General features: G+C 61.3%; 24 protein-coding genes. 8 read left to right on the top strand and 16 right to left on the bottom strand.

Translation table 11 applies throughout. From position 1 onward, the window contains the following. Window positions 1-15: 15 nt before the first annotated feature. The 5 genes from TX24_RS05120 to TX24_RS05100 form a co-directional block, all read right to left on the bottom strand. Window positions 16-1,818, bottom strand: a complete 1,803-nt coding sequence (locus TX24_RS05120; protein WP_057709814.1) for an ABC transporter ATP-binding protein — start codon at window positions 1,816-1,818, stop codon at window positions 16-18. Then, the gene (locus TX24_RS05115) at window positions 1,811-2,446 is read right to left on the bottom strand and encodes a DsbA family protein (protein ID WP_003192732.1); all 636 of its coding nucleotides are present in this window, start codon (window positions 2,444-2,446) and stop codon (window positions 1,811-1,813) included. The genes TX24_RS05120 and TX24_RS05115 overlap by 8 nt, the downstream gene beginning before the upstream one ends. 3 nt (window positions 2,447-2,449) lie before the next feature. Then, window positions 2,450-3,391 (bottom strand): oxygen-dependent tRNA uridine(34) hydroxylase TrhO, encoded by a 942-nt coding sequence (trhO, locus tag TX24_RS05110; RefSeq protein ID WP_003192733.1) that lies wholly within the window; start codon window positions 3,389-3,391, stop codon window positions 2,450-2,452. A gap of 101 nt (window positions 3,392-3,492) precedes the next feature. Continuing rightward, the gene (locus tag TX24_RS05105) at window positions 3,493-3,786 is read right to left on the bottom strand and encodes a BolA family protein (RefSeq protein WP_003192734.1); all 294 of its coding nucleotides are present in this window, start codon (window positions 3,784-3,786) and stop codon (window positions 3,493-3,495) included. A 6-nt stretch (window positions 3,787-3,792) separates the two neighbouring features. Next, the gene (locus TX24_RS05100) at window positions 3,793-4,311 is read right to left on the bottom strand and encodes a DUF2059 domain-containing protein (RefSeq protein WP_014719258.1); all 519 of its coding nucleotides are present in this window, start codon (window positions 4,309-4,311) and stop codon (window positions 3,793-3,795) included. A gap of 196 nt (window positions 4,312-4,507) precedes the next feature. On the opposite strand from TX24_RS05100, the gene TX24_RS05095 reads away from it, so the two are divergent. After that, entirely contained in the window at window positions 4,508-5,890 is a 1,383-nt protein-coding gene (locus TX24_RS05095) for a class II fumarate hydratase (RefSeq protein WP_003192738.1), read from the top strand. Here the strand turns inward: TX24_RS05095 and TX24_RS05090 are convergent, their stop codons facing one another. The 3 genes from TX24_RS05090 to pap all read right to left on the bottom strand — a co-directional run bounded on the left by TX24_RS05090 (window position 5,891) and on the right by pap (window position 10,272). After that, window positions 5,891-6,847 carry a DMT family transporter gene (locus TX24_RS05090; RefSeq protein WP_057709813.1) on the bottom strand — a complete coding sequence of 319 codons (957 nt, stop codon included), beginning with the start codon at window positions 6,845-6,847 and terminating at the stop codon, window positions 5,891-5,893. It lies immediately after the preceding gene. Between the two features lie 633 nt (window positions 6,848-7,480). Beyond that, window positions 7,481-8,665: a thiolase family protein gene (locus tag TX24_RS05085; RefSeq protein WP_003192745.1), complete on the bottom strand. Its 1,185-nt coding sequence runs from the start codon at window positions 8,663-8,665 to the stop codon at window positions 7,481-7,483. Between the two features lie 92 nt (window positions 8,666-8,757). Then, window positions 8,758-10,272, bottom strand: a complete 1,515-nt coding sequence (pap, locus tag TX24_RS05080) for a polyphosphate:AMP phosphotransferase (RefSeq protein WP_014719262.1) — start codon at window positions 10,270-10,272, stop codon at window positions 8,758-8,760. Window positions 10,273-10,427: 155 nt separating this feature from the next. Here pap and mnmC point away from each other — a divergent pair, with 155 nt between their 5' ends. From mnmC to TX24_RS05055, 5 genes are all read left to right on the top strand, one after another. Further along, entirely contained in the window at window positions 10,428-12,428 is a 2,001-nt protein-coding gene (mnmC, locus tag TX24_RS05075) for a bifunctional tRNA (5-methylaminomethyl-2-thiouridine)(34)-methyltransferase MnmC2/FAD-dependent 5-carboxymethylaminomethyl-2-thiouridine(34) oxidoreductase MnmC1 (protein WP_057709812.1), read from the top strand. Between the two features lie 136 nt (window positions 12,429-12,564). Further along, the gene (locus TX24_RS05070) at window positions 12,565-14,337 is read left to right on the top strand and encodes an N-acetylglutaminylglutamine amidotransferase (protein ID WP_057709811.1); all 1,773 of its coding nucleotides are present in this window, start codon (window positions 12,565-12,567) and stop codon (window positions 14,335-14,337) included. 3 nt (window positions 14,338-14,340) lie between these two features. Further along, window positions 14,341-16,086 (top strand): N-acetylglutaminylglutamine synthetase, encoded by a 1,746-nt coding sequence (ngg, locus tag TX24_RS05065; RefSeq protein WP_003192752.1) that lies wholly within the window; start codon window positions 14,341-14,343, stop codon window positions 16,084-16,086. Between the two features lie 176 nt (window positions 16,087-16,262). Further along, window positions 16,263-17,447, top strand: coding sequence for an osmoprotectant NAGGN system M42 family peptidase (locus TX24_RS05060; protein ID WP_003192754.1), 1,185 nt, complete (start codon window positions 16,263-16,265; stop codon window positions 17,445-17,447). A gap of 74 nt (window positions 17,448-17,521) precedes the next feature. Continuing rightward, window positions 17,522-17,749, top strand: coding sequence for a YheU family protein (locus TX24_RS05055; RefSeq protein ID WP_003192759.1), 228 nt, complete (start codon window positions 17,522-17,524; stop codon window positions 17,747-17,749). A 10-nt stretch (window positions 17,750-17,759) separates the two neighbouring features. Here TX24_RS05055 and csrA read toward each other — a convergent pair whose 3' ends face one another. Both csrA and TX24_RS05045 read right to left on the bottom strand, forming a co-directional pair. Then, the gene (gene csrA / locus TX24_RS05050) at window positions 17,760-17,963 is read right to left on the bottom strand and encodes a carbon storage regulator CsrA (protein ID WP_003192762.1); all 204 of its coding nucleotides are present in this window, start codon (window positions 17,961-17,963) and stop codon (window positions 17,760-17,762) included. A 127-nt stretch (window positions 17,964-18,090) separates the two neighbouring features. After that, entirely contained in the window at window positions 18,091-18,906 is an 816-nt protein-coding gene (locus tag TX24_RS05045; RefSeq protein WP_057709810.1) for an SDR family oxidoreductase, read from the bottom strand. A gap of 328 nt (window positions 18,907-19,234) precedes the next feature. Between TX24_RS05045 and TX24_RS30320 the strand changes: the two genes are divergently transcribed. Further along, a complete protein-coding gene (locus tag TX24_RS30320; protein ID WP_003192767.1) occupies window positions 19,235-19,387 on the top strand; it encodes a DUF3309 family protein in 153 nt (50 codons plus the stop codon). Window positions 19,388-19,555: 168 nt separating this feature from the next. Here TX24_RS30320 and TX24_RS05040 read toward each other — a convergent pair whose 3' ends face one another. The 5 genes from TX24_RS05040 to TX24_RS05020 form a co-directional block, all read right to left on the bottom strand. After that, the gene (locus TX24_RS05040) at window positions 19,556-21,643 is read right to left on the bottom strand and encodes an LTA synthase family protein (RefSeq protein ID WP_003192769.1); all 2,088 of its coding nucleotides are present in this window, start codon (window positions 21,641-21,643) and stop codon (window positions 19,556-19,558) included. 406 nt (window positions 21,644-22,049) lie between these two features. Beyond that, on the bottom strand, window positions 22,050-22,241 hold the full coding sequence (locus tag TX24_RS05035) for a PLDc N-terminal domain-containing protein (RefSeq protein ID WP_003192770.1): 192 nt from the start codon (window positions 22,239-22,241) through the stop codon (window positions 22,050-22,052). 67 nt (window positions 22,242-22,308) lie between these two features. Continuing rightward, complete coding sequence (locus TX24_RS05030) at window positions 22,309-22,839, bottom strand: hypothetical protein (protein WP_034136074.1); 531 nt, start codon at window positions 22,837-22,839, stop codon at window positions 22,309-22,311. A 41-nt stretch (window positions 22,840-22,880) separates the two neighbouring features. Next, window positions 22,881-23,396 carry an ankyrin repeat domain-containing protein gene (locus tag TX24_RS05025; protein WP_003192775.1) on the bottom strand — a complete coding sequence of 172 codons (516 nt, stop codon included), beginning with the start codon at window positions 23,394-23,396 and terminating at the stop codon, window positions 22,881-22,883. A 106-nt stretch (window positions 23,397-23,502) separates the two neighbouring features. Then, entirely contained in the window at window positions 23,503-25,329 is a 1,827-nt protein-coding gene (locus tag TX24_RS05020) for a long-chain-acyl-CoA synthetase (protein WP_057709809.1), read from the bottom strand. Window positions 25,330-25,796: 467 nt separating this feature from the next. On the opposite strand from TX24_RS05020, the gene TX24_RS05015 reads away from it, so the two are divergent. After that, complete coding sequence (locus TX24_RS05015; RefSeq protein WP_003172952.1) at window positions 25,797-26,075, top strand: DUF3509 domain-containing protein; 279 nt, start codon at window positions 25,797-25,799, stop codon at window positions 26,073-26,075. 59 nt (window positions 26,076-26,134) lie between these two features. Here TX24_RS05015 and TX24_RS05010 read toward each other — a convergent pair whose 3' ends face one another. Then, window positions 26,135-26,404, bottom strand: coding sequence for a response regulator transcription factor (locus TX24_RS05010; protein WP_003192780.1), 270 nt, complete (start codon window positions 26,402-26,404; stop codon window positions 26,135-26,137). Between the last annotated feature and the right edge of the window lie 42 nt (window positions 26,405-26,446).

The following is a 26,446-nucleotide window of genomic DNA, read 5'->3' as shown; positions in this document are numbered from 1 at the left end:
ACAGCCTAAGCTAAATCAACGCACTTGTTGCAAGTGTCCGTACAGTTTGGCGTACAGCCCGCCATCGGCAATTAACTGCTGGTGGTCGCCATCTTCGGCAATGTGCCCGCCATCGAACACCAACACTCGGTCAGCCTGCTTCACCGCAGACAGCCGGTGGGCGATGATCAGTGTAGTACGCCCGCTGAGAAACCGCGCCAGTGCCTGGTGCAGGTTGTACTCGGTCGCTGCATCCAATGCAGACGTGGCCTCGTCCAGAATCACCACTTTAGGCTCGGCGAGCACCATGCGGGCAATGGCCAGGCGTTGCCGCTGGCCACCGGAAAAGCGCACGCCCGAACGCCCGACCACGCTGTCCAGGCCAAAAGGCAGTGCTTTGACGGTAGCATCCAGTTGGGCGATTTCCAGCGCCTGCCAGCAGGCTTGATCGGTGCGGGTACGGCCCATGGTCAGGTTGGCGCGCACGGTGTCGTTGAACAGCGCCGGGTGTTGCAGCACCACCGCGACGTTCTCGCGGATGGTTTCCAGGCCGATCTCCTGCTGGGTGGCAGCGCCAAAACGAATACTGCCGGCCTGGGGCGTATAGAGCCCCAGCAACAGTTGCACCAGGGTGCTTTTACCGCCGCCGCTGGCACCGACAATCGCCACCTTCTCACCCGGTGCGATGGCCAGGTTCAACTGGTTGAGCACCAGGTCTTCGCCGTAGCCAAAGTCGAGGCCACGCACTTCGATGCCGACGGTCTCGCGCCCGCTGAACGGGTCTGCGCCGCCTGGGTATTGCGGTTCATCGGCACGCGCCAACAGCTCGTTGATCCGCGACAGCGCGCCCCCCGCCGCGTAATAGGCGTATTGCAGGTTCAACAGTTGTTCCACCGGGCCGATCATGAACCACAGGTAACTGAATACCGCGAGCATCTGGCCGATGGACAGGTCGGAAAACAGCACGGTGAGCATGGCTGCAGCGCGGAAGATGTCGATACCAAACTGGAACAGCAAGCCACTGGCGCGGCTCGACGCGTCGGTTTTCCACTGGGAATGGATGGCGTAGTCACGCACTTCCTGGGCACGCTGGCCCAGGCGCCCGAGGAAAAAGCCTTGGCGGTTGCCGGCGCGCACTTCCTGGATGGCATCCAGGGTTTCGGTCAGCGCCTGGGTAAAGCGCGAAGTACTGTCGTTTTCCAGCTTCTTGAGGTGCTTGACGCGCTTGCCCAACTGCACCGTGGCGTAGATCACCAGCGGGTTGAACAACAGGATCAACAACGCCAGTTGCCAATGCATCCACACCAGGATCACCGAGGTGCCGACCAGGGTCAGCATCGCTACCAGGAAACGGCTGAGGGTTTCGCCGACGAATTTGTCCAGGGTGTCCAGGTCGGTCACCAGGTGGGTGGTGACCGTACCACTGCCCAGGCTTTCGTACTCACCCAGGGAGATACGCTTGAGACGCTCGATCAGGCGCACGCGGATGCGGTACACGATGTCCTTGGCCAAGCGCGCAAACAGCCGCGCCTGCACCACGTTGAACACCAACGCGCCGCAACGCAGGGCCAGGGTAACCAAGAGCATCAGGCCGATATAGCCAGCGGCTTTTTGCCAACCCAGGGGCAGCGCGTGGTTCATTACCTTGAGGGCGGCATCGCCATGGCCCAGCAGCACTTCGTCCACCAGCAACGGCAACAACAGCGGGATAGGCACGCTGCACAGGGTGGCGAGCACGGCGACGCCGTTGGCGACCCACAGGGATTTCTTGTGGCGCAGGGCCAGGCGGCGAATTTCTGCCCAGGTCAGGCGGTCGGTGCGTGGAGGCTGTTCATACACAGGCAGCTCGCTCCAGCCATCGACCCAGTAACGGCGACAGCTCGGACAGCGGCTGGTAACCATTGGTCAGCAAGGCCAACTGGCCATTGCGCTCGGCCAGCAGGGTCGGGAACCCGGCAATGCCCAGGTCCTGCACCCAAGTAAAATCGGCCGCCGTGGCCGCGTGCTGATCGGCACGGTCGAACTCGCCGGCAAACTCGATGCGTGGAATACCGGCCTGCTCGGCCAGTTCCACCAGCACAGGGGCGAGGGTCACGTCCCGCCCTTCGACATAGAACGCGCGCTGGATCAGCCCCAGCAGCGTCCAGGCGCAATCCGGCGCCAAGCTGCGTGCGGTGACGATAGCGCGGCACGCAGGCTCAGTGTCGTAGACAAACCCGTCGGGCAACGCGCCCTCACGCTTGAACGGCTGGCCGGTGGCGTCGGTGACGGCTTGCCAGTGTTCAAGGATGTAGCGCCGGGTAGTCGGCTCCAGCGCCGCGCCGCTGCCGGTGCGCAAGCCGCCCACCACCAGGTGCACGTCCACGCCGGCCGCCTGGGCCTGCTCTACCAGCGCTTGTGCCACCGGGGCAAAGCCCCAGCACCAGGAACACATCGGGTCCATTACATAGAGCAGGCGCGCAGACATGGCTCAGACCTCGGAAGGGGTTTGCTTGTAGTTGTAACCAATCGGGTGCGGCATATTGCGGGCCTTGGCCAGTTCGATCTGCTTCTGGCGGTCGATCGCACTGCGACGGGTCTTCTCCGGCAGCTTATCCCAGCAATGGGGGCAACTGATGCCGGCCACATAATGCTCGGAAGCGCGGTCTTCTACGCTCACCGGTGTGCGGCAGGCATGACATTGATCGTAGTCGCCTTCGCTCAAGTCGTGGCGCACGGTCACGCGATTGTCGAACACAAAGCAGTCGCCCTGCCATTTGGTTTCTTCCTGGGGCACTTCTTCGAGGTACTTCAGGATACCGCCCTTGAGGTGGTAGACCTCATCGAAGCCTTCGCTGAGCATGTAGCTCGAGGCCTTCTCACAGCGGATGCCGCCGGTGCAGAACATGGCGACCTTCTTGTGCTTGGCCGGGTCAAAGTTGGCTTTGATATAGTCGGGAAATTCGCGAAAACTGGTGGTTTTCGGGTCGATTGCGCCTTCAAAGGTGCCAATGGACACTTCGTAGTCGTTACGGGTGTCGATCAACAATACTTCCGGGTCGCTGATCAGCGCGTTCCAATCCTGCGGGTCGACGTAGGTACCGACTTTTTTGTTCGGGTCGACGCCTTCAACGCCCAGGGTCACGATCTCTTTCTTGAGTTTGACCTTGGTGCGATAGAACGGCTGGTCGTCGCAGTAGGATTCCTTGTGGTCGATATCGACCATGCGCGGGTCTTTTTTCAGCCACGCCATCAGGCCGTCAATGCCTTCGCGGCTGCCGGAAACGGTGCCGTTGATGCCTTCTTCAGCGATCAGCAAGGTGCCTTTGATGCCGTTATCGACCATCGCCTGCAACAGGGGCTCGCGCAGGGCGACGTAATCTTCGAGGGTGACGAACTTATACAGTGCCGCCACGACAATCGGTTGAGTCATGGGTGTTCTCTCCAGGTGGCCACCCTCGTAAGGGGTGAACCGGATGCAAAAAAAACGCGCCGGCTAAGCGGCGCGTTGCGGATTCTATCAGGGTTACCCCGTCAATGTCCGCCGGCGCAGGTCGGCGAGGCCGGGGCTGCGTCGATTGTCGCCCATTCTTCGGGCGTATAGGTATGCAGCGCAAGCGCATGAAATTCGCTCATCAGGCTACCCAGGGTGGCGTAGACCTTCTGGTGGCGCTTGACGCGATTAAGCCCCTCGAACTGCTGGCTGACCAGCACGGCCTTGAAGTGGGTCTGCAACCCACGGCTGTGCATGTGGCTTTCATCCAGCACGCTCAGATGTTCCGGGGCCAGGTCGGCAAGGGCAGTTTCGATACGCTGTTGCATGGTCATTCCTGCTTACTTCTTCTTGGCCGGTGCGGCGGCTTTTGGCGCCAGCTCGTTGGTCATGTCTTCCAACAGCTTGTTCACCACCGGTACGGCGCTTTCCAGCTTGGCCTGGGTCATCTGGGCCGACTGCTGGGTCAGCTGCGGCATTTTTTCCAGGACTTTCTTGCCAAGTGGCGACTGGTAGAACGCTACCAGGTCCTTGAGCTCGGATTCGCTGAAGTTGGTGGTGTAGAGCTTGACCATGTCTGGCTTGAGCTTCGGCCAGCCGATGGCCTGGTCCAGAGCGGCGTTGGCCTTGGCCTGGTAGCTGTCCAGTACGGACTGCTTGGCGGCAGGTGCCTTGGTCTGTTCGAAACGCTGGGCGAACATTTGCTGCACTTGCATGTACACCGGGGTCCCCAGCTTGTCAGCATGGGCCAGGGTAAGGAAGGCTTCGGCACTGGCGTTGTGGCTGGCGGTATCGGCAAGAACCTGGCCGCTGGCGCAAACCAGAGCAACCGCGGTACAGATGGCACGAAGACGAGTCATCGAGTTTCCTTTTCTAGCAGGCGAGGTAAGACCCCAAGGGCGACCATTCTGCGCCTAAAAAACCTCGCGGCTCAACCCCACCCCATGGCAAGCCCCGGTTTCACGGGGCGCGGTGACACAAAAGCGCTTTTAGGGAACCCACGCTGGCCGCCAGGGCCTAAACTGACCAATCACGACTGGATAAGGAGGGTGACCGATGAGCCGTATCGAAACCGACAGCCTGGGGGAAGTACAGGTCCCTGATGACGCCTATTGGGGCGCGCAAACCCAACGTTCGCTGGTCAATTTCGCGATTGGCGAGCAGCGCATGCCGCTGGCGGTATTGCATGCACTGGCCTTGATCAAGAAGGCTGCGGCACGGGTCAACGACCGTAACGGCGACCTGCCCGCCGACATCGCCCGCCTGATCGAGCAGGCTGCCGACGAGATCCTGGACGGCCAGCATGACGACCAGTTCCCGCTGGTGGTCTGGCAGACCGGCAGTGGCACCCAAAGCAACATGAACGCCAACGAAGTGATCGCTGGCCGCGCCAACGAACTGGCTGGCAACAACCGCGGCGGCAAGAGCCCGGTGCACCCTAACGATCACGTCAACCGTTCCCAGAGCTCCAACGACTGCTTCCCCACCGCCATGAGCATTGCCGCGGTGCAAGCGGTGAACAGGCAACTGCTGCCGGCGATCGCCACTTTGTCCGGCGGCCTGGCGGAATTGGCCGCTCGGCATATGAAGCTGGTCAAGACCGGCCGCACCCACATGATGGACGCCACGCCGATCACCTTCGGCCAGGAGCTGTCGGCGTTTATCGCCCAGCTCGATTATGCCGAGCGTGCGATCCGCAGCGCCCTGCCCGCGGTGTGCGAGCTGGCTCAGGGCGGCACCGCCGTCGGCACCGGCCTCAATGCGCCCCATGGTTTTGGCGAGGCGATTGCCTCCGAACTGGCGGCGTTGTCGGGCTTGCCTTTTGTGACCGCGCCGAACAAATTCGCCGCCCTCTCCGGCCATGAGCCGCTGGTGACCCTGCACGGCGCGCTGAAAACCCTGGCCGTGGCGCTGATGAAGATCGCCAACGACCTGCGCCTGCTGGGCTCCGGCCCTCGCGCCGGGCTGGCCGAAGTCAAGTTGCCGGCCAACGAACCGGGCAGTTCGATCATGCCGGGCAAGGTCAACCCCACCCAATGCGAAGCGCTGTCGATGCTGGCCTGCCAGGTGCTGGGCAACGACGTGACCATCGGCATGGCCGCCAGCCAGGGGCACTTGCAGTTGAACGTGTACAAGCCGGTAATCATCCACAACCTGCTGGAGTCGATCCGCCTGCTGGCCGACGGCTGCAACAACTTCCAGGAGCATTGCATTGCTGGCCTCGAACCCGACGCCGAGCAAATGGCCCAACACTTGGAACGCGGGCTGATGCTGGTCACCGCCCTCAACCCGCATATCGGCTACGACAAGTCGGCCGAGATCGCCAAGAAGGCTTACGCCGAAGGGCTGACACTGCGCGAGGCCGCGCTGGAACTGGGCTACCTCACGGATGCCGAGTTCGACCAGTGGGTACGCCCGGAAAACATGCTGGGTAGCTGACTACACCGCCGTACGCAGCCGCCGGGCCTTGAGCCCGGCGAGCAGCGAGGGTGCCAGCGCCACGGTCGCCGACCCCAGCACTACCACAAAGGCGCCGAAATACCCCAGGGCATTGATCTGCTCAGCCTGCACATACTCCGGCCATAACCACGCCGCCACGGCCACCGCCACAAAAGTCACCAAGGGCGTCAACGCCAGCGTCGCACTGACCCGCGAGGCCTCCCAATGCGCCAAGGCTTCGGCAAATGCCCCGTAGGCCACCAAGGTATTCATGCAGCACGCCAACAACAGCCAGCCTTGCAGCGGACTCAACTGCAACGCCTCCAGCGGATGCGCCCACGGCGTGAGCAACAGCGCACACGACAGGTAGATCACCATCATCACCTGCAGCGAATTCCACACCGTCAGCAACTGCTTCTGACCCAGTGCATAGAACACCCAAATGGTGGTGGCGAGCAGGATCGTCAGCACACCGGCGGTGTAGGTGCCCATGGACGTCAGCAACTCCACCAGACGTTGGTTGAAGAACAGGCCAAAGCCTGCGATCAGCACCACCAGCCCCACCCCCTGCCCCAGGCTGAAGCGCTCCTTGAACACAAACACACTGGCTACCATCAGAAAGATCGGCCCCATCTGCACCACCAACTGCGCCGTGCCCGGGCTGAGCATTTTCAGGCCCACCAGGTACAACACGTAGTTGCCCACCAGGCCACACACCGCCATGCCCACCAGCCACCCACCCTTGGGGCCAAGCACTTTGCGGCTGGGCAGGCGTTTGGTGGCGGCCAGGTAAACGAACAGGCACGTGCCCGCTACCATGAGGCGAAACCAAGTCACAGTGATCGGATCCATCACCTGCAATACTTGCTTGAGCTTGATCGGAAGAATGCCCCACAGAAACGCGGTCAGCAGGGTCAGGAAAAAACCGTAGACCCAGCGGCCGGAAGAGATGTGCATGAGTGCCCCAGATGCCAGAGGAAGTGGAGCAGGCATTCTAGGGGCAAGTCACTGAGTTCGGATACGTCACAGTCTTGAATGGGGGAGCTGGCTTGCAAGCGATGGCCATAGGCATCTATATAAATTTCATAGGTTGTTGCAGCCAACGGTAACCACGATGCGAAGCGAGCCGCTCTTGATCTGGCTCTTGATCTGCTTTTGATTTTGATCTTAAGCGCCCCGTTAAACCACGCTGGCCGAACGCAGGTTTGAATTCGTGGGTAACCCGGCAGGACGCCGGGTTAGCCGCCCCGCGCCATGGACGGCGCGTGGCGGCGGCCCACGGATTCAAGCCTGCGTTCGGGCACACCGAGCCTAGGCGAGGTGCCGAGTGGTGGGGCAAGAGCCCTTTGGTTACTTTGGGGCTTTTCCAAAGTGACCCGCCGTCAGGCGGAACCCTAGGTGGCCGTTACCGCAGAAATGGATATGTACTCGCTATTACAGTGTCGCCTGCCAGGCCGCCTTCTCGAGCAGGCCCGCTCCCACAGTTGGGTTGTGGGGTGTCAGGGAGAGAAGTATCGGCTAGTAGGCCGTCATCGCAGGCAAGCCAGCTCCCACATTGGCCCTCCCACACTGGCGCTGTTCCAACCGCAGTCAGCGCACGGCTTCGAAAAGCCCGGTGGCCCCCATCCCGCCCCCCACGCACATGGTGACAATCCCATAACGCAAATTGCGCCGTTGCAACTCGCGCACCAGGTGCCCCACCTGCCGCGAACCGGTCATGCCAAACGGATGCCCAATGGAAATCGAGCCACCGTTGACGTTGTACTTGGCATTATCAATCTCCAGGCGATTACGCGCGTAGAGGCACTGAGAAGCAAAGGCCTCATTGAGTTCCCACAGGTCGATGTCCGCCACCTGCAAGCCCTTGGCCTTGAGCAACTTGGGCACCGAGAACACCGGGCCAATGCCCATTTCATCCGGCTCGCAACCGGCCACGGTAAAACCCCGGAAAAAGGCCTTAGGCTTGAGCCCCAGTTCCAAGGCTTTTTCCAGGCTCATCACCAGGGTCATCGACGCACCGTCGGAAAGCTGCGAGGAGTTACCTGCCGTTACCGAGCCATCCTCGGCAAATACCGGCTTCAAGCCGCTGAGGCTCGCCAGGGTGGTGTCCGGGCGGTTGCAGTCATCCCGGTCGACCACGCCGTCCAGGATCTGCACCGCGCCAGTGTTCTTATCCTCGACCTTGTACTTGACCGCCATCGGCACGATTTCATCATTGAACAAGCCATCAGCCTGGGCCTGGGCAGTGCGCTGCTGGCTTTGCAGCGCGTAAAGGTCCTGGTCTTCGCGGCTGACGTGATAGCGCCGCGCAACGATTTCGGCGGTCTGGCCCATGGGGAAGTAAATGCCCGGCACCTGTTCTTTAAGCAGCGGATTGATCAGGTTATCGGTGTTGACGCTCTTCATGGTCAGGCTGATGGACTCCACGCCACCGGCGACAATGATGTCGCTGCAGCCCGAAGCGATCTGGTTGGCGGCAATGGCAATCGCCTGCAAGCCCGAGGAACAGAAACGGTTAAGGGTCATGCCCGCCGTACCGGTACCCAGTTGCGAAAGCACCGCCACGTTACGCCCGATGTTATAGCCCTGGGCGCCTTCGTTGGAGCCGGCACCGACAATGCAATCTTCCACCGTCGCCGGGTCGATACCGTTGCGGGCCAGCAGCGCATTGACACAATGGGCCGCCATGTCATCGGGACGGGTCTGGTTGAACTTGCCGCGAAAGGATTTGGCCAGGCCGGTTCGCACGCTGTCGACGATCACTACTTCACGCATGGGCTACCTCGATCTTGTGGTTGTTGATCGAGGATAGAGCCGGGCCGGGCCGACCGCGATGATCATTCACTGCGTGGATGCAAAAGCATGGGCTATTTCTTTTTCTTTTTGTCGTGCTTATCGCTTTTATCAAACGCCTCTTCCAGCGCACGGTTGATGGTGCGCAGCACCTTGACCCGCGCCCAGCGCTTGTCGTTGGCTTCCACCAGCGTCCAGGGCGCCACCTCGGTGCTGGTGCGGTCAACCATGTCGCCCACCGCCGCGCGATAGTCGTCCCACTTGTCGCGGTTGCGCCAGTCGTCTTCGGTGATCTTGAAGCGTTTGAAGGGGATTTCTTCACGGGCCTGGAAGCGCTCCAGCTGCGTCTCCTTGTCGATGGCCAGCCAGAACTTGACCACGATCACCCCCGCATCGCGCAGTTGCTCTTCGAAGTCATTGATCTCCCCATAGGCGCGCATCCAGTCCGCCGGGGTGCAGAAGCCTTCGATACGCTCCACCAGTACGCGGCCGTACCAGGAGCGGTCAAACACGGTGAACATGCCGCGCGCCGGGATCTTCTGCCAGAACCGCCATAGATAAGGCTGGGCGCGTTCGTCTTCGCTGGGCGCGGCAATCGGTACGATATGGTACTGACGCGGGTCCAGCGCCGCCGCCACACGGCGGATCGCCCCGCCCTTGCCCGCCGCGTCGTTGCCCTCGAACACGCTCACCAGGGCGTGCTTGCGCATGCGTTTGTCGCGCATCAGGCCAGAGAAGCGTGCCTGCTCGGTAATCAGTTGTTCTTCGTAATCGTCCTTGTCCAGGCGCAGGGTCATGTCGAGGCTGTCGAGCAGGCTCTTTTGGTCCACCGAGGCCAGCAACGGCGCCGGGTTCATGCCGCTGGCCTTGACCTTGGCCTGCTTCAGGGCACTTTGCAGCCCATCCAGCAGGATCTTGCCCACGGTCAGCCCACGGTAATGCGGGTCGACACCTTCGATCACATGCCACGGCGCGTAATCGCGGCTGGTACGGCGCAGCACGCGCTCACCGAAATGCACGAACTTGTCGTAGGTCTTGGACTGCTGCCAGTCCAATGGGCTGATGCGCCAGCTGTGCAGCGGGTCGTCGGCCAGGGCCTTGAGGCGCGCCTTCATCTGTTTTTTGGACAGGTGGAACCAGAACTTGAAGATCAGCGCACCTTCATCGCAGAGCATCTTTTCCAGACGCTCGGCGCCGGCGATGGCCTGGTCCAGGCGCGCATCCTTGATCTGCCCATGCACGCGGCCTTGCAGCATCTGGCTGTACCAGTTGCCGAAGAAAATGCCCATGCGGCCCTTGGCCGGCAGTTGCCGCCAGTAGCGCCAGGCCGGTGGGCGCGCCAGTTCTTCGTCGGTCTGCTGGTCGAAGGTGCGCACTTCGATCAGGCGCGGGTCCATCCATTCATTGAGCAGCTTGACGGTTTCACCCTTGCCCGCGCCCTCGATGCCGTTGATCAGGATGATCACCGGGAAGCGCTTCTGCTGTTGCAGCTCATACTGAACCTCCAGCAAGGCTTCCCGCAGGGCCGGCACTTCGGCGTCGTAGGTGTCTTTGTCGATGGCGTGACCGATTTCGGCGGATTCGAACATGGGCAGCTCCGTTTCAAGATGGCTCAAGACTAGCGGATTGGGCCAAGACACGCGCAAGGAAATACAACCCAGCCTTGCCATGGATCAATTCAACGCCTCCTGATCGGCTAGAATGGCCGCCTTGCCTTTGCCCGCTTTCATTTTTCTGAGCCGCCATGAACCCCATCACCCACGCCCAGCTCGACTGGGATGATCAAGGCCGCCCGCATTCGCGGGTGTTCGACGATGTGTATTTCTCCGACCAGTCGGGCCTGGAAGAAACCCGCTACGTGTTCCTGGAGCAGAACCGCTTGCAGGAACGCTTCGCCGCCTTGCCGGCAGGTGGGCGCCTGGTGATTGGTGAGACTGGCTTCGGCACCGGCTTGAATTTCCTCTGCGCCTGGCAGTTGTTCCAACAGCACGCGGTGGCCGGTGCGCGACTGCACTTTGTCAGCGTGGAAAAATACCCGCTCAGCCATGCCGACCTGCAACGCGCCCTCGCCCTCTGGCCCGAGCTGCAACCCTTGGCCGAGCAACTGCTGGCGCACTACATTGCCATCCACCAGGGCTTCCAACGCCTGGTACTGGACAACGGCCGCGTGACCCTGACCCTGCTGATCGGCGATGCGCTGGAACAATTGCCGCAACTGGACGCCCAAATCGATGCGTGGTTTCTCGACGGGTTCGCTCCGGCGAAAAACCCCGACATGTGGACCGCCGAGCTGTTCGCCCAACTGGCACGCCTGGCGGCTCCAGGTTCGACCATCAGCACCTTCACCAGCACCGGCTGGGTAAGGCGGTTGATCAATGCCGCCGGGTTCAAGATGAAACGCACGCCGGGCATCGGGCATAAATGGGAGATCCTGCGTGGGGAGTTTCTCGGCTGGCCCGAGGACGCTCCCGCGCCAGCCCCACGTAAACCCTGGTTCGCCCGGCCTCCCGCCATCGAGGGTGAACGTCACGCCCTGGTCATCGGCGGCGGCTTGGCCGGCTGTGCGACCGCCGCCAGCCTCGCCGCCCGTGGCTGGCGTGTCAGCCTGCTGGAGCGCCACGCCGGCCTGGCACAGGAAGCTTCGGGCAACCCACAGGGTGTGTTGTACCTCAAGCTTTCGGCCCATGGCACGGCCTTGTCCCAACTGATACTCAGCGGTTTTGGCCACACCCGGCGTCTGCTGGAACACTTGCACCGAGGCGTCGATTGGGACGGCTGTGGCGTGTTGCAACTGGCGTTTGATGCCAAAGAGAGCCAGCGTCAGGCTCAATTGGCACACGCCTTCGCTCCAGACCTGCTGCACCTGCTGGACCGCGAGCAGGCGCAGCAAAAGGCGGGAATCGAACTGGCCCACGGCGGGTTGTTTTTTCCACAGGGCGGTTGGGTGCATCCACCCGCGCTGTGCCAGTGGCAGGCGAAACATCCCCTGATTGAAGTGCTCACCCACCACGAGGCACTGGAACTGCACCGGCTCGACGACCAGTGGCAAGCCCGCGCCGGTGACCGCGTGCTGGCCAGCGCCAGTGTCGTGGTGCTCGCCGGGGCTGCGGAGATCAAGCGTTTCCCCTTCAGTGCCGACATGCCGCTCAAGCGCATCCGTGGGCAGATCACGCGGCTGGCGCAAACCCCGGCAAGTAAGGCCCTGGCCACTGTCGTCTGTGCCGAGGGCTACGTCGCACCGGCTCGGCTTGGCGAACACACCCTGGGCGCCAGTTTTGACTTCACCAATCAGGACCTCACGCCCACGCCCGCCGAACACCACGGCAACCTGCAGATGCTGGGTGAGATTTCTACCGACCTGCTGCAGCGCCTGGGTGCTGATCGCTTGGCGCCCGAACAGCTGGAGGGCCGTGCCGCGTTTCGTTGTACCAGCCCTGACTATCTGCCCATCGTTGGGCCACTGGCTGACCATGCGGCGTTTGAGCAGGCTTATGCGGTACTGGGCAAAGACGCCCGGCAAGTGCCGCAAACGCCATGCCCGTGGTTGCCGGGGCTCTATCTGAACAGCGGCCATGGCTCGCGCGGCCTGATCACTGCGCCGTTGTGCGGCGAACTGCTGGCTGCTTGGCTGAGTGATGAGCCCCTGCCAGTGCCAACCAGCGTAGCCGAGGCTTGCCATCCCAACCGCTTTGCCCTGCGGGCTCTGGTTCGAGGCCAAGCCGCGCCCCGCAAAGAGACCGATTGATGGCAAAGTGGTTAGCGGCCTTATAACTTATCGGTCTAAAACTCCACGCATAGCACTGGGTCAGTTTCTGGGTACGCGCCCGTTTGGGCGTATTGAGTGCTGACCCCTCCCCAACGGAAAAACCGGTAAGGAATTTATGTGTGGACTAGCTGGCGAGTTACGCTTTGATCTTCAACCTGCCGATCTGGCAGCCGTAGAACGCATCACCCATCACCTCGCCCCCCGAGGCCCCGACGCCTGGGGTTTTCATGCCCAAGGGCCGATTGCCCTGGGCCACCGCCGCCTGAAAATCATGGACCTGTCGGACGGCTCCGCCCAACCGATGGTCGACGCCCATCTGGGGCTGTCCCTGGCCTTCAATGGCGCTATCTATAATTTCCCGGAGCTGCGCCAAGAGCTGGAAGCCCTGGGTTACGCCTTCTATTCCGGCGGCGACACCGAAGTGCTGCTCAAGGGCTACCACGCCTGGGGCGAAGCGTTGCTGCCCAAGCTCAACGGTATGTTCGCCTTTGTCATTTGGGAGCGTGATGCCCAGCGCCTGTTCATCGCCCGCGACCGTCTGGGGGTCAAACCTCTTTACCTGTCGCGCACCGGCCAACGCCTGCGCTTTGCCTCGGCGTTGCCAGCGTTGCTCAAAGGTGGGGATATCAACCCGATCCTGGATCCGGTCGCCCTCAACCACTACCTGAATTTCCACGCAGTGGTCCCCGCGCCGCGCACGCTGTTGGCGGGAATTGAAAAACTGCCGCCTGCCAGTTGGATGCGCATCGACGCCAGCGGCAAAACCGAACAGAAAACCTGGTGGACCCTGCCCTATGGCCCCCATGAAGATGAAAAACACCTGACCCTGGAAGACTGGACCGACCGCGTGCTCGACAGCACCCGCGAAGCCGTGGCCATCCGCCAACGTGCGGCGGTGGATGTGGGTGTGTTGCTGTCAGGCGGCGTCGACTCGAGCATGCTCGTCGGCCTGCTGCGCGAAGTGGGCGTGGAGGATTTGTCGACCTTCTCCATCGGCTTTGAAGACGCCGGCGGCGAGCGTGGCGATGAGTTTCAGTATTCAGACCTGATCGCCAAACACTACGGCACCCATCACCACCAACTGCGCATCGCCGAAAGCGAGATCATCGAGCAGCTGCCGGCAGCCTTCCGCGCCATGAGCGAGCCGATGGTCAGCCATGACTGCATCGCCTTCTACCTGCTGTCGCGGGAAGTGGCCAAGCATTGCAAAGTGGTACAGAGCGGCCAGGGCGCCGATGAGTTGTTCGCCGGTTACCACTGGTACCCGCAAGTGGACGGCGCCAGCGACCCTTATGCGGCCTATCGCGAGGCGTTTTTCGACCGCAGCTACGACGACTACGCGGCCACCGTCGCGCCCAAATGGCTGACCGCCAACGACGCTGCCGGCGACTTCGTGCGCGAGCATTTCGCAATGCCCGGCGCCGACGCGGCCGTGGACAAGGCCCTACGCCTGGACAGCACCGTGATGCTGGTAGACGATCCGGTCAAACGCGTCGACAACATGACCATGGCCTGGGGTCTGGAGGCGCGCACGCCGTTCCTCGATTACCGCCTGGTAGAACTCTCGGCCCGTGTGCCGGCCCAGTTCAAGCTACCCGATGGCGGCAAACAGGTGCTCAAGGAGGCGGCGCGCCGGGTGATCCCCAGCGAAGTCATCGACCGCAAGAAAGGCTACTTCCCCGTACCCGGCCTCAAGCACCTGCAGGGCGATACCTTGAACTGGGTGCGCGAGTTGCTGCTGGACCCGAGCCAGGATCGCGGGCTGTTCAACCCGGCCATGCTCGACCGCTTGCTCACCGACCCGCAAGGCCAACTGACCCCACTGCGCGGCTCCAAATTGTGGCAGTTGGCGGCGCTGAACCTGTGGCTGAGCGAACAAGGAATCTGATCGATGAAACCGAATGCCGCGGCTTACAGCCAACGCTTACTCAAAGGCCAGGCGCCGACCTACGAGCGCCTGCAAGCGCGCCTGGCCGAAGATGGCAGCGCGCTGGCCGCCGACCCGATTGCCGTGCATTGCGGCTGGGGCCGGTTGTTGATCGGCCACACCTTTCCCGACCCGGCAAGCCTGGCCCAGGAACTGCTCAACGAGCAGCCCGGCGAGCGCGATATCGCACTGTACGTGGCCGCACCCCAGCAGATCCTGGGCATTGACCCGCAGCAACTGTTCCTCGACCCGTCCGACACCCTGCGCCTGTGGTTCACCGACTACCGCCCGGCCACCCGGGTGTTTCGCGGCTTCCGCATTCGCCGGGTGCAGAGCGAGGCCGACTGGCAAGCGGTCAACCACTTGTACCAGGGGCGCGGGATGCTACCCGTCGACCCGGAGCGCCTTACCCCACGCCATCAAGGCGGCCCGGTGTACTGGCTGGCCGAAGATGAAGACAGCGGCGCGGTGATTGGCAGCGTGATGGGCCTCAACCATCACAAGGCCTTCCACGACCCAGAGAATGGTTGCAGCCTCTGGTGCCTGGCCGTCGACCCTCAATGCACGCGCCCTGGCGTCGGTGAAGTGTTGGTGCGCCACTTGGTGGAGCACTTCATGAGCCGAGGCTTGAGCTACCTGGACCTGTCGGTGCTGCACGATAATCGCCAGGCCAAGAGCCTTTACGCCAAGCTCGGCTTTCGGGCGTTGACCACCTTTGCAATCAAGCGCAAGAACGGCATCAATCAACCGCTATTCCTGGGCCCGGGGCCCCAGGCGGAGTTCAACCCTTACGCGCGCATCATTGTCGAAGAAGCCCATCGGCGCGGTATTGATGTGCAAGTGGACGATGCCGATGCGGGCCTGTTCACCCTCAGCCACGGCGGGCGTCGGGTGCGTTGCCGTGAATCCCTGAGCGACCTGACCAGCGCCATCAGCATGACCCTGTGCCAGGACAAGAGCCTGACCCACAAGGTGCTCAAGGCCGCAGGCCTGCAGGTGCCGGTGCAACAGTTGGCCGGCAGTGCCGACGACAACCTGGAGTTTCTCGACGAACACCAGCGCATCGTGGTCAAGCCGCTGGACGGCGAGCAAGGCCATGGCGTCGCCGTGGATTTGCAGAGCATCGAGGAGGTGCAGCAGGCGGTTGAAGCGGCGCGCCAGTTCGACAGCCGCGTGTTGCTGGAAAGCTTCCACGAAGGCCTGGACCTGCGCATCCTGGTGATCGGTTTTGAAGTGGTCGCGGCTGCGATTCGCCGCCCTGCCGAAGTGATCGGCGACGGTCAACATTCGATTCGCGCGTTGATCCAGGCACAAAGCCGTCGTCGCCAGGCGGCCACCGATGGCGAGAGCAAAATCCCGCTGGATGCAGAAACCGAGCGCACCCTCAAAGCCGCAGGTTACGACTACAACAGCATCCTGCCCCGTGGCGTGCAACTGGCCGTGCGACGCACCGCCAACCTGCACACCGGGGGTTGCCTGGAAGATGTCACGGCGATCTTGCATCCGACGCTGGTGGACGCGGCTGTCCGCGCGGCCCGTGCCCTGGATATTCCCATGGTCGGCCTGGACCTGATGGTGCCTGCGGCCGACCAGCCAGAGTATGTCTTTATCGAAGCCAACGAACGGGCCGGCTTGGCCAACCATGAACCGCAACCTACGGCTGAGAAGTTTGTGGATTTGTTGTTTCCACACAGTCAGCCAGCTACCTGACTACCGATCGTTCCCACGCTCCGCGATCGTTCCCACGCTCCGCGTGGGAATGCAGCCTGTGACGCTCTGCGTCACCACAGCGGACGCAGAGCGTCCCTGAGGCATTCCCACGCAGAGCGTGGGAACGACCACACGATCGCAGAGCGTCGATCGCCCTCAACTCATCAGGAGTTTCCATGACCCGAACCATTCCCGAACCCGATCTCGCGTATCTGCAAAAAGTGCTGCTGGAAATGCTCGCCATTCCCAGCCCCACCGGTTTTACCGACACCATCGTGCGCTACGTCGCCGAGCGCCTGGAAGAACTCGGCATCCCGTTTGAAATGACCCGGCGCGGCACGATTCGCGCCACCCTCAAGGGCCAGAAAAACAGCCCTGACCGCGCCGTCTCCGCGCACCTGGACACCATCGGCGCCGCCGTGCGCGCGATCAAGGACAACGGCCGTCTGACCCTGGCGCCAGTGGGCTGCTGGTCGAGCCGCTTTGCCGAAGGCAGCCGTGTCAGCCTGTTCACCGATAACGGCGTGATTCGCGGCAGCGTGTTGCCGCTGATGGCTTCCGGGCACGCGTTCAACACCGCCGTGGATGAAATGCCGGTGAGCTGGGACCATGTGGAACTGCGCCTGGACGCCTACTGCGCCACGCGCGCCGACTGCGATTCCCTGGGAATCAGCGTCGGTGACTACGTGGCGTTCGACCCGCTGCCCGAGTTCACCGAAAGCGGGCATATCAGCGCCCGCCACTTGGACGACAAGGCCGGCGTCGCCGCACTGCTCGCTGCGCTCAAGGCCATCGTTGACAGTGGCGAACCCTTGCTGATCGACTGCCACCCGCTGTTCACCATCACCGAGGAAACCGGCAGTGGCGCAGCGGCCGCCCTGCCCTGGGATGTGAGTGAGTTTGTCGGCATCGATATCGCCCCGGTCGCCCCTGGCCAGCAGTCCAGCGAACATGCGGTGAGCGTGGCCATGCAGGACTCCGGCGGCCCCTATGACTATCACCTGTCCCGCCACTTGCTGCGCCTGGCGTCAGACAACGAGCTGCCGGTGCGCCGCGATCTGTTCCGCTATTACTTCAGCGATGCCCACTCGGCGGTCACCGCCGGCCATGATATTCGCACCGCGCTGCTGGCCTTCGGTTGCGATGCCACCCATGGCTATGAGCGTACCCACATCGACAGCCTCGCCGCCCTGAGCCGCTTGCTGGGCGCTTACATCCTCAGCCCGCCGGTGTTTGCCAGCGATGCGCAACCGGCCCAGGGTTCCCTGGACCGGTTCAGTCATCAGATCGAGCATGAAACGCAAATGGAGAGCGACACCCGTGTGCCGTCGGTGGACAGCTTGGTCGGCCAGAAGTCCTGACGCTGTGTGAGTTGATACTGGCAACAAAGGTCCCGGCGCAGTAGCATCGCCGGGACCTGATACCTGAGGCTTGTATGCTGATTCCCTACGATGCACTTGAAGTCGACACCCTCACCCGCCTCATCGAAGACTTCGTCACCCGCGACGGTACCGACAATGGCGACGACACGCCCTTGGAAACCCGCGTGCTGCGCGTGCGCCAGGCGCTGACCAAAGGCCAGGCGCTGATCGTCTTCGACCCCGAGAGCGAGCAATGCCAGTTGATGCTCAAGCACGATGTGCCCAAGCACCTGTTCGACTGAACAGCGGCGCCTAAGGGTTGGGCGCCGGCACGGGATGGGTAGCTTGGCCCTCGCCTTTGAGTATCTTGCGGTACACCTCGGCGCGGTACACGTTGACGCCCACCGGCGCCTCGATGCCGAATTTCACATGAGTACCGTTCACTTCCAGGATATGCACGGTGATGTCATCGCCAATGGCGATGGCTTCGCCTGTGGCACGGCTTAAGACCAGCATGGCGGTTGTCCTTTTCCAGTAGCAGGACCCCGACCATGCCCCCTTGGCGCTGGGCCGGCAATGGCTTGCGGGAAAATCAGGCACTGCCTACGCAGGCAGGTAATTTGTCTGACAGACCGCAGCCGAATCAGCCCTTCACGGCCTGCGCCTTGGCGCGCATCTTGTCGGCCATCAGTGTCATTTCGTCATACAGCAGTTGCGGATTTTTCTGTTTCAACGCCCAAGCCATGCGGCCTTGCTCGTGGGGCAGGATCATGAACTCGCCTGCGGCCACGCGCTGGTAAATGTAGTCGGCGATATCCGCCGCCGAGATGGGCGAACTCTCAAGCAGTTTGCCCACCTGGACCTTCATGGCTGGGGTTGGCCCACGGAAGGAGTCGAGCAGGTTAGTCTGGAAAAACGACGGGCACACCACATGAACGCCCACTTCCTGTTGCTTGAGCTCCACCAGCAGGCTCTCGGACAACGCCACCACGCCCGCCTTGGCCACGTTGTAGTTGCTCATGGCCGGGCCTTGCATCAGCGCGGCCATTGAGGCGATGTTGATGATGCGCCCCTTGCTCTTTTCCAGCAGCGGCAGGAACGCCTTGCAGCCTTTGACGACGCCCATCAGGTTGATTGCGATCTGCCAGTCCCAATCCTCCAGGGACAATTCAGCGAAGAACCCGCCCGAGGCCACACCGGCGTTGTTGACGATCACATCGATGCCGCCGAGCTTCACCTCACAGGCCTGGGCAAAGGCCGTTAGCTGGCTGTAGTCACGCACGTCACAACGCTGGGTAAAACCATCACCGCCCGCCTCGCGAACCTGCTTGAGGGTTTCCTGCAAACCGGGCTCGCTGACATCGGACAACCCCAACTGCCAGCCTTCACGAGCCCAGCGCAGAGCGATTTCGCGACCCAGGCCAGACCCGGCGCCAGTGATCATCATGCGGTTTTGCATAGGAGGTAGCCTTGTGGTTCACGAAGAAGTGACCGGCAGTGTAGCGAAGGTTTTTGCTCCACCCACGCACCATCAGGGTGATGAATGCCCCAGGCAAACCGCGGGCTCGGTAGCAGCTGCGCGCATAGACTAAGTTCAATTTTTTTCAACTGATTAGTTCAAGTTGCGCACGCGTTAAAAGAAATAAGCGACCCATCAAAATGTTTTATAAAAACAATGAATTTTCTGCGAAGTGGCAGAGTCGGAATGGGTAAGGCGTCCCACTGTACATGGACGAACCAACGGTTAAACAGCCGGTTTTTGCAAAGAACCTATAAGGAATAAAACCATGAGCCTCATTCTGATTATTATCCTGATCCTCCTGCTGGTCGGTGGCCTGCCGGTGTTCCCGCACTCGCGTAACTGGGGTTATGGACCGTCGGGTATCCTGGGTGTGGTACTGGTTGTTCTGCTGGTGCTGTTGTTGCTCGGCAAGATATAAACGCCGCGTTTTTGTAGGAGCGAGCTTGCTCGCGAAACACTCACAGGCGCCGCGTTTATTCAGAACGCACGCGTTTTCGTTGATGTTTTTCGCGAGCAAGCTCGCTCCTACAATTGAGAAGCAAAAAAAAGAGGCCTTCTAGAAGGCCTCTTTTTTATTGCCGGTCAGTTAGTCCGGCTTACCGTCCACCACACCTGCGGTGTTATCCAGCAGGCTCTTGGTCGCGGTTTGCAGGAACGACTCGAGTTTCTGCTTGAGTGCGGCTTCGTCCGGCGACTCTGGAATCACCTTGCCATTCGGCTCGGCGCCCAGGGTGTATTCCCACAACTTGGGTGGCATTTCCTTGGGCAATACCAGTACGCGGTCGCCGGTGAGCAAGGCCACGGTCTGGTCGCTGCCCGATGGCTTGATCACGCCGAAACCTTTATCACCTTCCGGCAGGTTCAGCAGGTCACGGCCCCAGCACTGGTGCAAGGTATCGCCGCCCAGGCGGCCCATGATGGTGGGCACGATGTCGATCTGGGTGCCCACAGTGTGGTCACGCTCACCGAACTTCTCGCGCATGCCCGGTGCAATCATCAGCATCGGCACGTTGAAGCGGCCCAGGTCCATCTCGGTGATCTGCTGCTCGTTACCGAAACCGTGGTCACCGACAATCACGAACAGGGTTTCCTTGAAGTACGGCTCCTTGCGGGCCTTTTCAAAGAACTGGCCCAGGGCCCAGTCGGAGTAGCGCATGGCCGTCAAATGCTCGTTGAGGCTGCCACGGTCGGTGACTTTCTCGACCGGCAATGGGGTCGGCAACGCGTACGGCGTGTGGTTGGACAGGGTTTGCAGCAGCGCGTAGAACGGCTTGCCGCCTTCGCGTGCCTTCAGTTCTTCCAGGCCACGGTTGAACATGTCCTGGTCGGACACGCCCCAGGTCGGGTCGGAGAACACCGGGTTGACGAAGTCATTGCGGCCGATGAAGTTGGTCATGCCCTGGTTGCTGAAGAAGCCCGATTGGTTGTCCCAGGCGAAATCGCCGTTGTAGACATACACATCGTCGAAATCACGCGCACTGAGCAGCTGCGGCAGGCCCGACAGCTTGTGGCTGCCTTCCGGGGTCTGCATCAGGTATTCGAAACCCGGCAGGTTCGGGAAGCAGGCCATGGTGGCGAACATACCCTGGTGGGTGTGGGTGCCGTTGGAGAAGAAGCGGTCGAACAGCAGGCCCTCTTGGGTCAGCTTGTCGAAGTACGGGGTGATATTGCCCGGACGTCCCAATGCGCCCACCGAGTGACCGGCGAAGCTTTCCATCAGGATGACCACGACGTTCTTGATCGGCAGGGTTTTCTCGGCCGGTGGCGTGAAGTCACGGCGTACCGCAGCGGTGTCGGTGTCTACCAGCTTCTCTTGCGGCAGCACCAGCATGTCGCGCACGGTCTGGGTGGCCAGCGGTTGTTCCAGAGTGGCCTTCCAGATGTTGGCGCGGTCTTCACCGAAGCGCGCCTTGGCCGCCGCGATCAGCGACAAGGTGCCATTGAGGCCCAACTGGTTGGCGAAGTTCGAATCGGTGGTGTAGACATCACCCCAACGCAGCGGTGGCCCCTGGCGCAGGGTGCCACGGATGGCGACCACGGCAACCAGCAGGCAGACCATGAACACCGCGGTGCGGCCGTACCACGGCGCCACCTGGCGCGTGCTGATCGTGCCGCCGCTGAACGGGCCACGGGGGCGCGTTGCGCGGTCAGCGCCCTTGAAGGCCATGCTCAGGATCAGCGTGCCCACGGCCCAGGCCAGCAGGTAGCGCACCACCGGGAAACCGTACCACAGCATGCTCATCACGGTTTTCGGGTCTTCCTTCACATACTGAAAGACCAGGCCGTTGAGGCGCTGGTGGAATTCGCGGTAGAAATCCATCTCCATAAGACCGAGGAACAGCGCAATGCTGGACACAACGGTCAGCCACAAACGGAAGAAGCCTCGTGCCGCCATGGCCCGTACGCTGAACACAGCCAGCAGCAGCGGGATCAGCGCGTATGTCACAAAACGAATGTCGAAGCGGGTGCCGTTGACGAACGCTTCCAGGAACGTCGAAGCCGGCGTATCCAGGATCATCTCGCGGTTGTAGACCAGCAACGCCAGGCGCAGCAGGGAGAACATCACCATCATGACCAGTGCGCAGAGCAGCGTGTACGCCAGATGGGATTTGACGGTCGGTTGCAGCAGGCGATTTGAAGCTCGCTGCTGATTCAGGGCGTCCGGGTTTGCCATGTCGTTTTAGGACCCATTGGAAGTTTAAGTTGCGAAATAATGCAGTGGCGTCCGTCCCTCGCCCAGGCTGGCTGGGTTAGGCGGTTAACGCGGTGGCACAAATGGTGCCCGATCAAGGCCGGCAAGGCTATTAATTACTGAACGTAAGGCACGGCCCTGCCTTTAAGGGCACTGGAGATAGAGCCCTGGCAGCCGGTTAAAGCCGGCGAATTGTCTTGGATGGGATGTGAAAATTTCGTGCGGCGAATAGTTTCGACACACAAATATGGTTAATACAGTGCCCCCTGTGGGAGCTGGCTTGCCTGCGATAGCGGTGGGTCAGCTTGCATCGTTTTGATTGACACACCGCAATCGCAGGCAAGCCAGCTCCCACATTGACTGTGCCCACTCCAAATCGAGTAGGTCGTCAGATCCGCACGTTACCGCGCGGCCCGGCGATAGCCCAGATGATCAGGCCCAGCACGGGCAACAGCAGGATCAACAGGATCCACAGCACTTTGGCGCCGGTGCTGGCGCCGCTTTTGAACACGTTGATGATCGCCCAGATATCCAGCGCGAGGATAATCAGGCCAATCAGGCTATTAAACGTGGAACCCATGGTGTCGCTCCTAAGTGAGGGCATGCCCTTGTAGGATAGTCAGCCTTGGCTGGGGTTCCGTTTTATTTCAGACGTGTACGGCAATCTTCAAGGCTTCAAGCGAGGGCTCGGCCTTGATGCCGACTTCGGCACACAGTTCCAGCACCCGCGGCAGGTCGTTGCCGAACACCAGCACCGCCTGGATCTCGTCGTCCAGCAACTGGCTGAAATTCACCAGCACATAACCGCCGTCTTCCGGGCTCAGGGCGCTCATCTGGATCTGGATGCGGTTCAGCGCGGTCAGGTCTTCGGTCTTGGCCAGTTGCTTGGGCTTGAGGTTGAACGCCACACCCGGACCGAACGACGCGACGATCTGGGCAAACAGGTCGCCATAGGTATCGGCCTGGAACAACACCGTGTCCGGTAGGCTACCCACTACCACCCACTCCCCCAGCGGGATCGGGAAGCTGTCGTCGTAGTTGATATCCGGGTTGGCCGCCAGGAACGCCGCCGGGGCCGCGTAGGCCTGGGCCGCTTCGTCGGCGATACGCGCTACTTCGTCCTCACCCATGACGCCGGCGCTGATTTTACTGATGAGTTCGACGAGGGCGGTTTTCATGGGGCGATCCTGTAACGGGCAAGTTTTGAAGGGCGCGTAGCCTACACCAGTTTCTGCAACTGCGCCGCCGTATCCACCGCGCCCATGGTCTGCGCCGCCGCCAGCGCTGTCGCGCCTTGTGCATCGGTGGCCTTGGGATTTGCGCCTTTACCGAGCAGGTAATCAACCATGTCAACGCGGTTGAACATCGCCGCCATCATCAACGCCGTACGCCCGTCCGAGGAGGCCGCGTCAATCGGCGTGCCGCCTTCGATCAACGCCTGGACCACCGGCAGGTTGCCTTTGAACGCCGCACCGGCAATCGGCAACTGGTTCTTGTCGTTGGCGATCAGGGGGTCAGCCTTGAACTCCAGCAGCACTTTAACCGCCTCGGCATGGCCGTGGTAAGCCGCGAGCATCAACAAGGTGTCGCCATTGTGATTACGAAAGTTGGCCGGCAGGCCTTTGGCCAACAGGGCGGCGAGCATCGCGGCATCGCCGCGACGGGCCACGTCGAAGACTTGCTCGGCAAATTCGGCGGCTTCGTCTTCGGTCATTTGTTTAGGCTGTTCTGACATGGGGGCTCCTTGCTGAGGCGACTGATATAACTGTTTAAGGCGCCCAGTGTCGCGAGGGAGTTCCCCGGTGTCATGGCTTTTTTGTCAAAAGCCGCCATAGCCAGAATCAATAACGGAATTGGCCGCCCTGGATCTGCGCCAGCAATTGCCCGGTCACCGGCACATAGCTGTCCGAACCCGGCAACCAGGCGTAGACCGGGTCATTGCCAGCCTTGTCCGGGTCGAACCCTTGCTCCTTGAGCTTCACTTTCTGGTACTTGAACGTGCCGGTGGTTTCCATCTTCACCTTGATCCGCAAAAACAACGGCACCGCATAAGGGGGCAGCTGGCCGTGGGCAAATTGCAGCAGTTCGCGCATGTCCAGGCTGGCCAGGGATTCGCTGGGGGTGATGGCGACCATGCCGGCGCGGCCGTTGGTGTTGTCGATCTCGACGCCATAGGCCACCACTTCAGCGATCTGCGGGTGTTTGAGCAGGACGTTTTCCACCTCGGTGGTCGAGACGTTTTCGCCCTTCCAGCGATAGGTATCCCCCAGGCGATCGACAAATTGCGCATGGCCGAAACCGATACTGCGCACCAGGTCACCGGTGTTGAAATAGCGATCGCCTTTTTCGAATACGTCGGTCAGTACCACCTTGCGGTTTTTTTCCGGATCGGTATAGCCGTCGAAGGGCGACTTATCATCAATGCGCGCCAATAACAGGCCCTGCCCGCCGGTGGGCACCTTGACCATGAACCCATCGCTGCCGCGCAGCGGTTCACCAGTGTCATGGGCGTAATCCACCAGCGCCCAATGCTGCAGGCAAAAGCCGATGGTGTTGTCAAAATTCAGTATGTTGGTAAAGCCGATATTGCCGTCGCTGGCGGCATACAGCTCGCAGATATGCTCCACACCATAACGCTGCTTGAACTGCGCCCACACACCAGGGCGCAAGCCGTTGCCGACCATCTTGGTCACCTGATTATCGCGGTCCTGCGCACTGGCAGGCTGGTCGAGCAGATAGCGGCACAGCTCACCGACATAACCCAGGGTGGTCGCCTTGAACTTGCGTGCATCGTCCCAGAACTGGCTGGCACTGAATTTGCGCCGGATGGCAAAGCCCGACGCGCCGATAATCGCCGCCCCCCAGCACACGCACAGCCCGGTGGCGTGGTACAGCGGCAAGGTGCAATAGAGGACGTCCTGCGGGCCCATGTCCAGGGCGATACTGCCGAAGCTCACGGCGGTTTTGGTCCAGCGCCCGTGCTTCATGATGCCGGCCTTGGGCAAGCCGGTGGTGCCGGAGGTGTAGATATAGAAGCAGGGGTCATTAAAGAACACCTGCGCGGAACTCACCGGGTTGTCCACCGGGCTTTCGGCGCTGGCGGCCATCAGGTCGATATAGCCATCGGGCACTGCACTGCCGGGTTGATCGGCCACGAACCAGGTGCGCTCGGCCGGGATCTGCACGTGTTCGCGCACCGCCGCGTAAGCGCCCAGCAATTCGGCACCGACCACAATGGCAACCGGGTTGACTAGGGTCAGGCTGTGTACCAACGCCCCTTGAGTTTGCGCCGTGTTGAGCATGGCGCAGATGCCGCCCAGCTTGGCCACGGCCAGCACGTTGAGCAGCAACTCGGGGCGATTTTCGATAAACAGCGCCACCACGTCACCCTTGCCGATGCCCTGGGCTTGCAGGTGGTGGGCAAGACGGTTGGCGCGCTGATTGGCGTCGCGGTAGCTGATCACGCTGTCCCCATAAAGCAGGGCAGCACCGTCCGGGTTGCGCAAGGCGGCTTGTTCGAAATGCCAGCCCAGGCCGCAGGGTTGGCCCGGGTCGGTGACGTTGGCCGCGCGCATGCCGCGCACCACCCGTGGGAGGGCCCGAACGATGGCAGGCACCTTTCGCAGCATCATGCGCCAGGTGATCATGTCGACTTGCTGATGAGTCATGGCGGGACGTCCCTTTTCTTATTCTTGGTCTGGTCCAGGTACATCGACTGGTGTAGCGGAAAATACGTCAGCGGTTCTTTGGCTGTACACGCGGGATTTGAAAAGTTTTGTATCTCGTGGCGGCCGGCCGATGCTTATCTCCCGGACACTCCACCCTCCAAATGCGGGAGCTGGCTTGTCGGGCCACCGCATCGCTGCGATAACAGCCTGCCAGCCGAGCGGGATTTTTCCGAGCAAAAGGCGGTCAGTATCAGTACAGCCCTCCCCCTCCTCCCGAAAAAATCACCGAGCAGATAGCGCAAAATGCAGGATGCACGATGGCCCTTCATGCAAATTGCACGAAAATGAAAATCCTGTAAATTTATAAGTTGCTGATTTATAACGATTTTCTAAAAAATCCAATACTGGCACAATCACTGCACCTATCACTCCATGCTTGCCAACTTGAGCCAATGGAGCTGATAGACATGAGCCTGATCCAAGATAAATTCGCTTCGGTATTCTCCAACTACGACGTCACCACCCAGCCACGTCCGGACGGCGGCATCCTGTTGACCCTGCGCAACAGCGAAGGTAAGCAGGTCAAGCGCTCGATCTCTTATCAGCAGCTGCACACTGCCGACCAACTGACCTGGGTCATCAGCGCCATTCGTCGTGACTTGGCTGAACAAGCCAGCGAACTGCCGCAGATTTCGATGCTGCAAAGCCAGAACCGCTTTGCACTGCCGACCTATCACTCGGCCTAAGCTGGAAATCTGAAAAAGGGCCGCGACGCTACTCAGCGTCGCGGCCCTTTTTCATGCCGTTAACATAAGCCCTGGCGGGCGGCCTCATTCTTTGCCTGTACGCGGTTGGTGACATCCAACTTGCCGTAGATGTTGCGCAGATGAAATTTCACCGTGGCTTCAGAGGTGGCGCGAATCTGGCTGATTTCCCAGACCGTCTTGCCCTCGGAGGCCCATCGCAGGATTTCCAGCTCCGTGGCAGTCAGGGGCTTGCCGCACAAGCTCAGGCGTTTTCTGATAGCCGTCGGTACAATAACTAACGGGCGATACGTCTCCTCGGGGCCACTCATTGTTCTCTCCTTTATGTCTGCTGATGCGCTGCCACCTTTCGG

This window comes from Pseudomonas lactis, from assembly GCF_001439845.1.
GTDB lineage: Bacteria > Pseudomonadota > Gammaproteobacteria > Pseudomonadales > Pseudomonadaceae > Aquipseudomonas > Aquipseudomonas lactis.
The sequence above is the reverse complement of the archived record's forward strand: the minus strand, read 5'-3'. Positions and strand labels throughout refer to the sequence as shown.

Excerpts from the sequence above, each read along its gene's own strand:
- mnmC (WP_057709812.1), top strand. The coding sequence starts at position 10,428 with ATGAACCCCATCACCCACGCCCAGCTCGACTGGGATGATCAAGGCCGC.
- TX24_RS05030 (WP_034136074.1), bottom strand. The coding sequence starts at position 22,839 with ATGAAAACCGCCCTCGTCGAACTCATCAGTAAAATCAGCGCCGGCGTC.
- TX24_RS05095 (WP_003192738.1), top strand. The coding sequence starts at position 4,508 with ATGAGCCGTATCGAAACCGACAGCCTGGGGGAAGTACAGGTCCCTGAT.
- TX24_RS05115 (WP_003192732.1), bottom strand. The coding sequence starts at position 2,446 with ATGTCTGCGCGCCTGCTCTATGTAATGGACCCGATGTGTTCCTGGTGC.
- TX24_RS05070 (WP_057709811.1), top strand. The coding sequence starts at position 12,565 with ATGTGTGGACTAGCTGGCGAGTTACGCTTTGATCTTCAACCTGCCGAT.
- TX24_RS05090 (WP_057709813.1), bottom strand. The coding sequence starts at position 6,847 with ATGCACATCTCTTCCGGCCGCTGGGTCTACGGTTTTTTCCTGACCCTG.
- TX24_RS05020 (WP_057709809.1), bottom strand. The coding sequence starts at position 25,329 with ATGACTCATCAGCAAGTCGACATGATCACCTGGCGCATGATGCTGCGA.
- TX24_RS05105 (WP_003192734.1), bottom strand. The coding sequence starts at position 3,786 with ATGACCATGCAACAGCGTATCGAAACTGCCCTTGCCGACCTGGCCCCG.
- TX24_RS05055 (WP_003192759.1), top strand. The coding sequence starts at position 17,522 with ATGCTGATTCCCTACGATGCACTTGAAGTCGACACCCTCACCCGCCTC.
- csrA (WP_003192762.1), bottom strand. The coding sequence starts at position 17,963 with ATGCTGGTCTTAAGCCGTGCCACAGGCGAAGCCATCGCCATTGGCGAT.
- TX24_RS05085 (WP_003192745.1), bottom strand. The coding sequence starts at position 8,665 with ATGCGTGAAGTAGTGATCGTCGACAGCGTGCGAACCGGCCTGGCCAAA.
- TX24_RS05045 (WP_057709810.1), bottom strand. The coding sequence starts at position 18,906 with ATGCAAAACCGCATGATGATCACTGGCGCCGGGTCTGGCCTGGGTCGC.
- TX24_RS05100 (WP_014719258.1), bottom strand. The coding sequence starts at position 4,311 with ATGACTCGTCTTCGTGCCATCTGTACCGCGGTTGCTCTGGTTTGCGCC.
- trhO (WP_003192733.1), bottom strand. The coding sequence starts at position 3,391 with ATGACTCAACCGATTGTCGTGGCGGCACTGTATAAGTTCGTCACCCTC.
- TX24_RS05010 (WP_003192780.1), bottom strand. The coding sequence starts at position 26,404 with ATGAGTGGCCCCGAGGAGACGTATCGCCCGTTAGTTATTGTACCGACG.
- TX24_RS05035 (WP_003192770.1), bottom strand. The coding sequence starts at position 22,241 with ATGGGTTCCACGTTTAATAGCCTGATTGGCCTGATTATCCTCGCGCTG.
- pap (WP_014719262.1), bottom strand. The coding sequence starts at position 10,272 with ATGTTCGAATCCGCCGAAATCGGTCACGCCATCGACAAAGACACCTAC.
- TX24_RS05025 (WP_003192775.1), bottom strand. The coding sequence starts at position 23,396 with ATGTCAGAACAGCCTAAACAAATGACCGAAGACGAAGCCGCCGAATTT.
- TX24_RS05015 (WP_003172952.1), top strand. The coding sequence starts at position 25,797 with ATGAGCCTGATCCAAGATAAATTCGCTTCGGTATTCTCCAACTACGAC.
- ngg (WP_003192752.1), top strand. The coding sequence starts at position 14,341 with ATGAAACCGAATGCCGCGGCTTACAGCCAACGCTTACTCAAAGGCCAG.
- TX24_RS30320 (WP_003192767.1), top strand. The coding sequence starts at position 19,235 with ATGAGCCTCATTCTGATTATTATCCTGATCCTCCTGCTGGTCGGTGGC.
- TX24_RS05060 (WP_003192754.1), top strand. The coding sequence starts at position 16,263 with ATGACCCGAACCATTCCCGAACCCGATCTCGCGTATCTGCAAAAAGTG.
- TX24_RS05040 (WP_003192769.1), bottom strand. The coding sequence starts at position 21,643 with ATGGCAAACCCGGACGCCCTGAATCAGCAGCGAGCTTCAAATCGCCTG.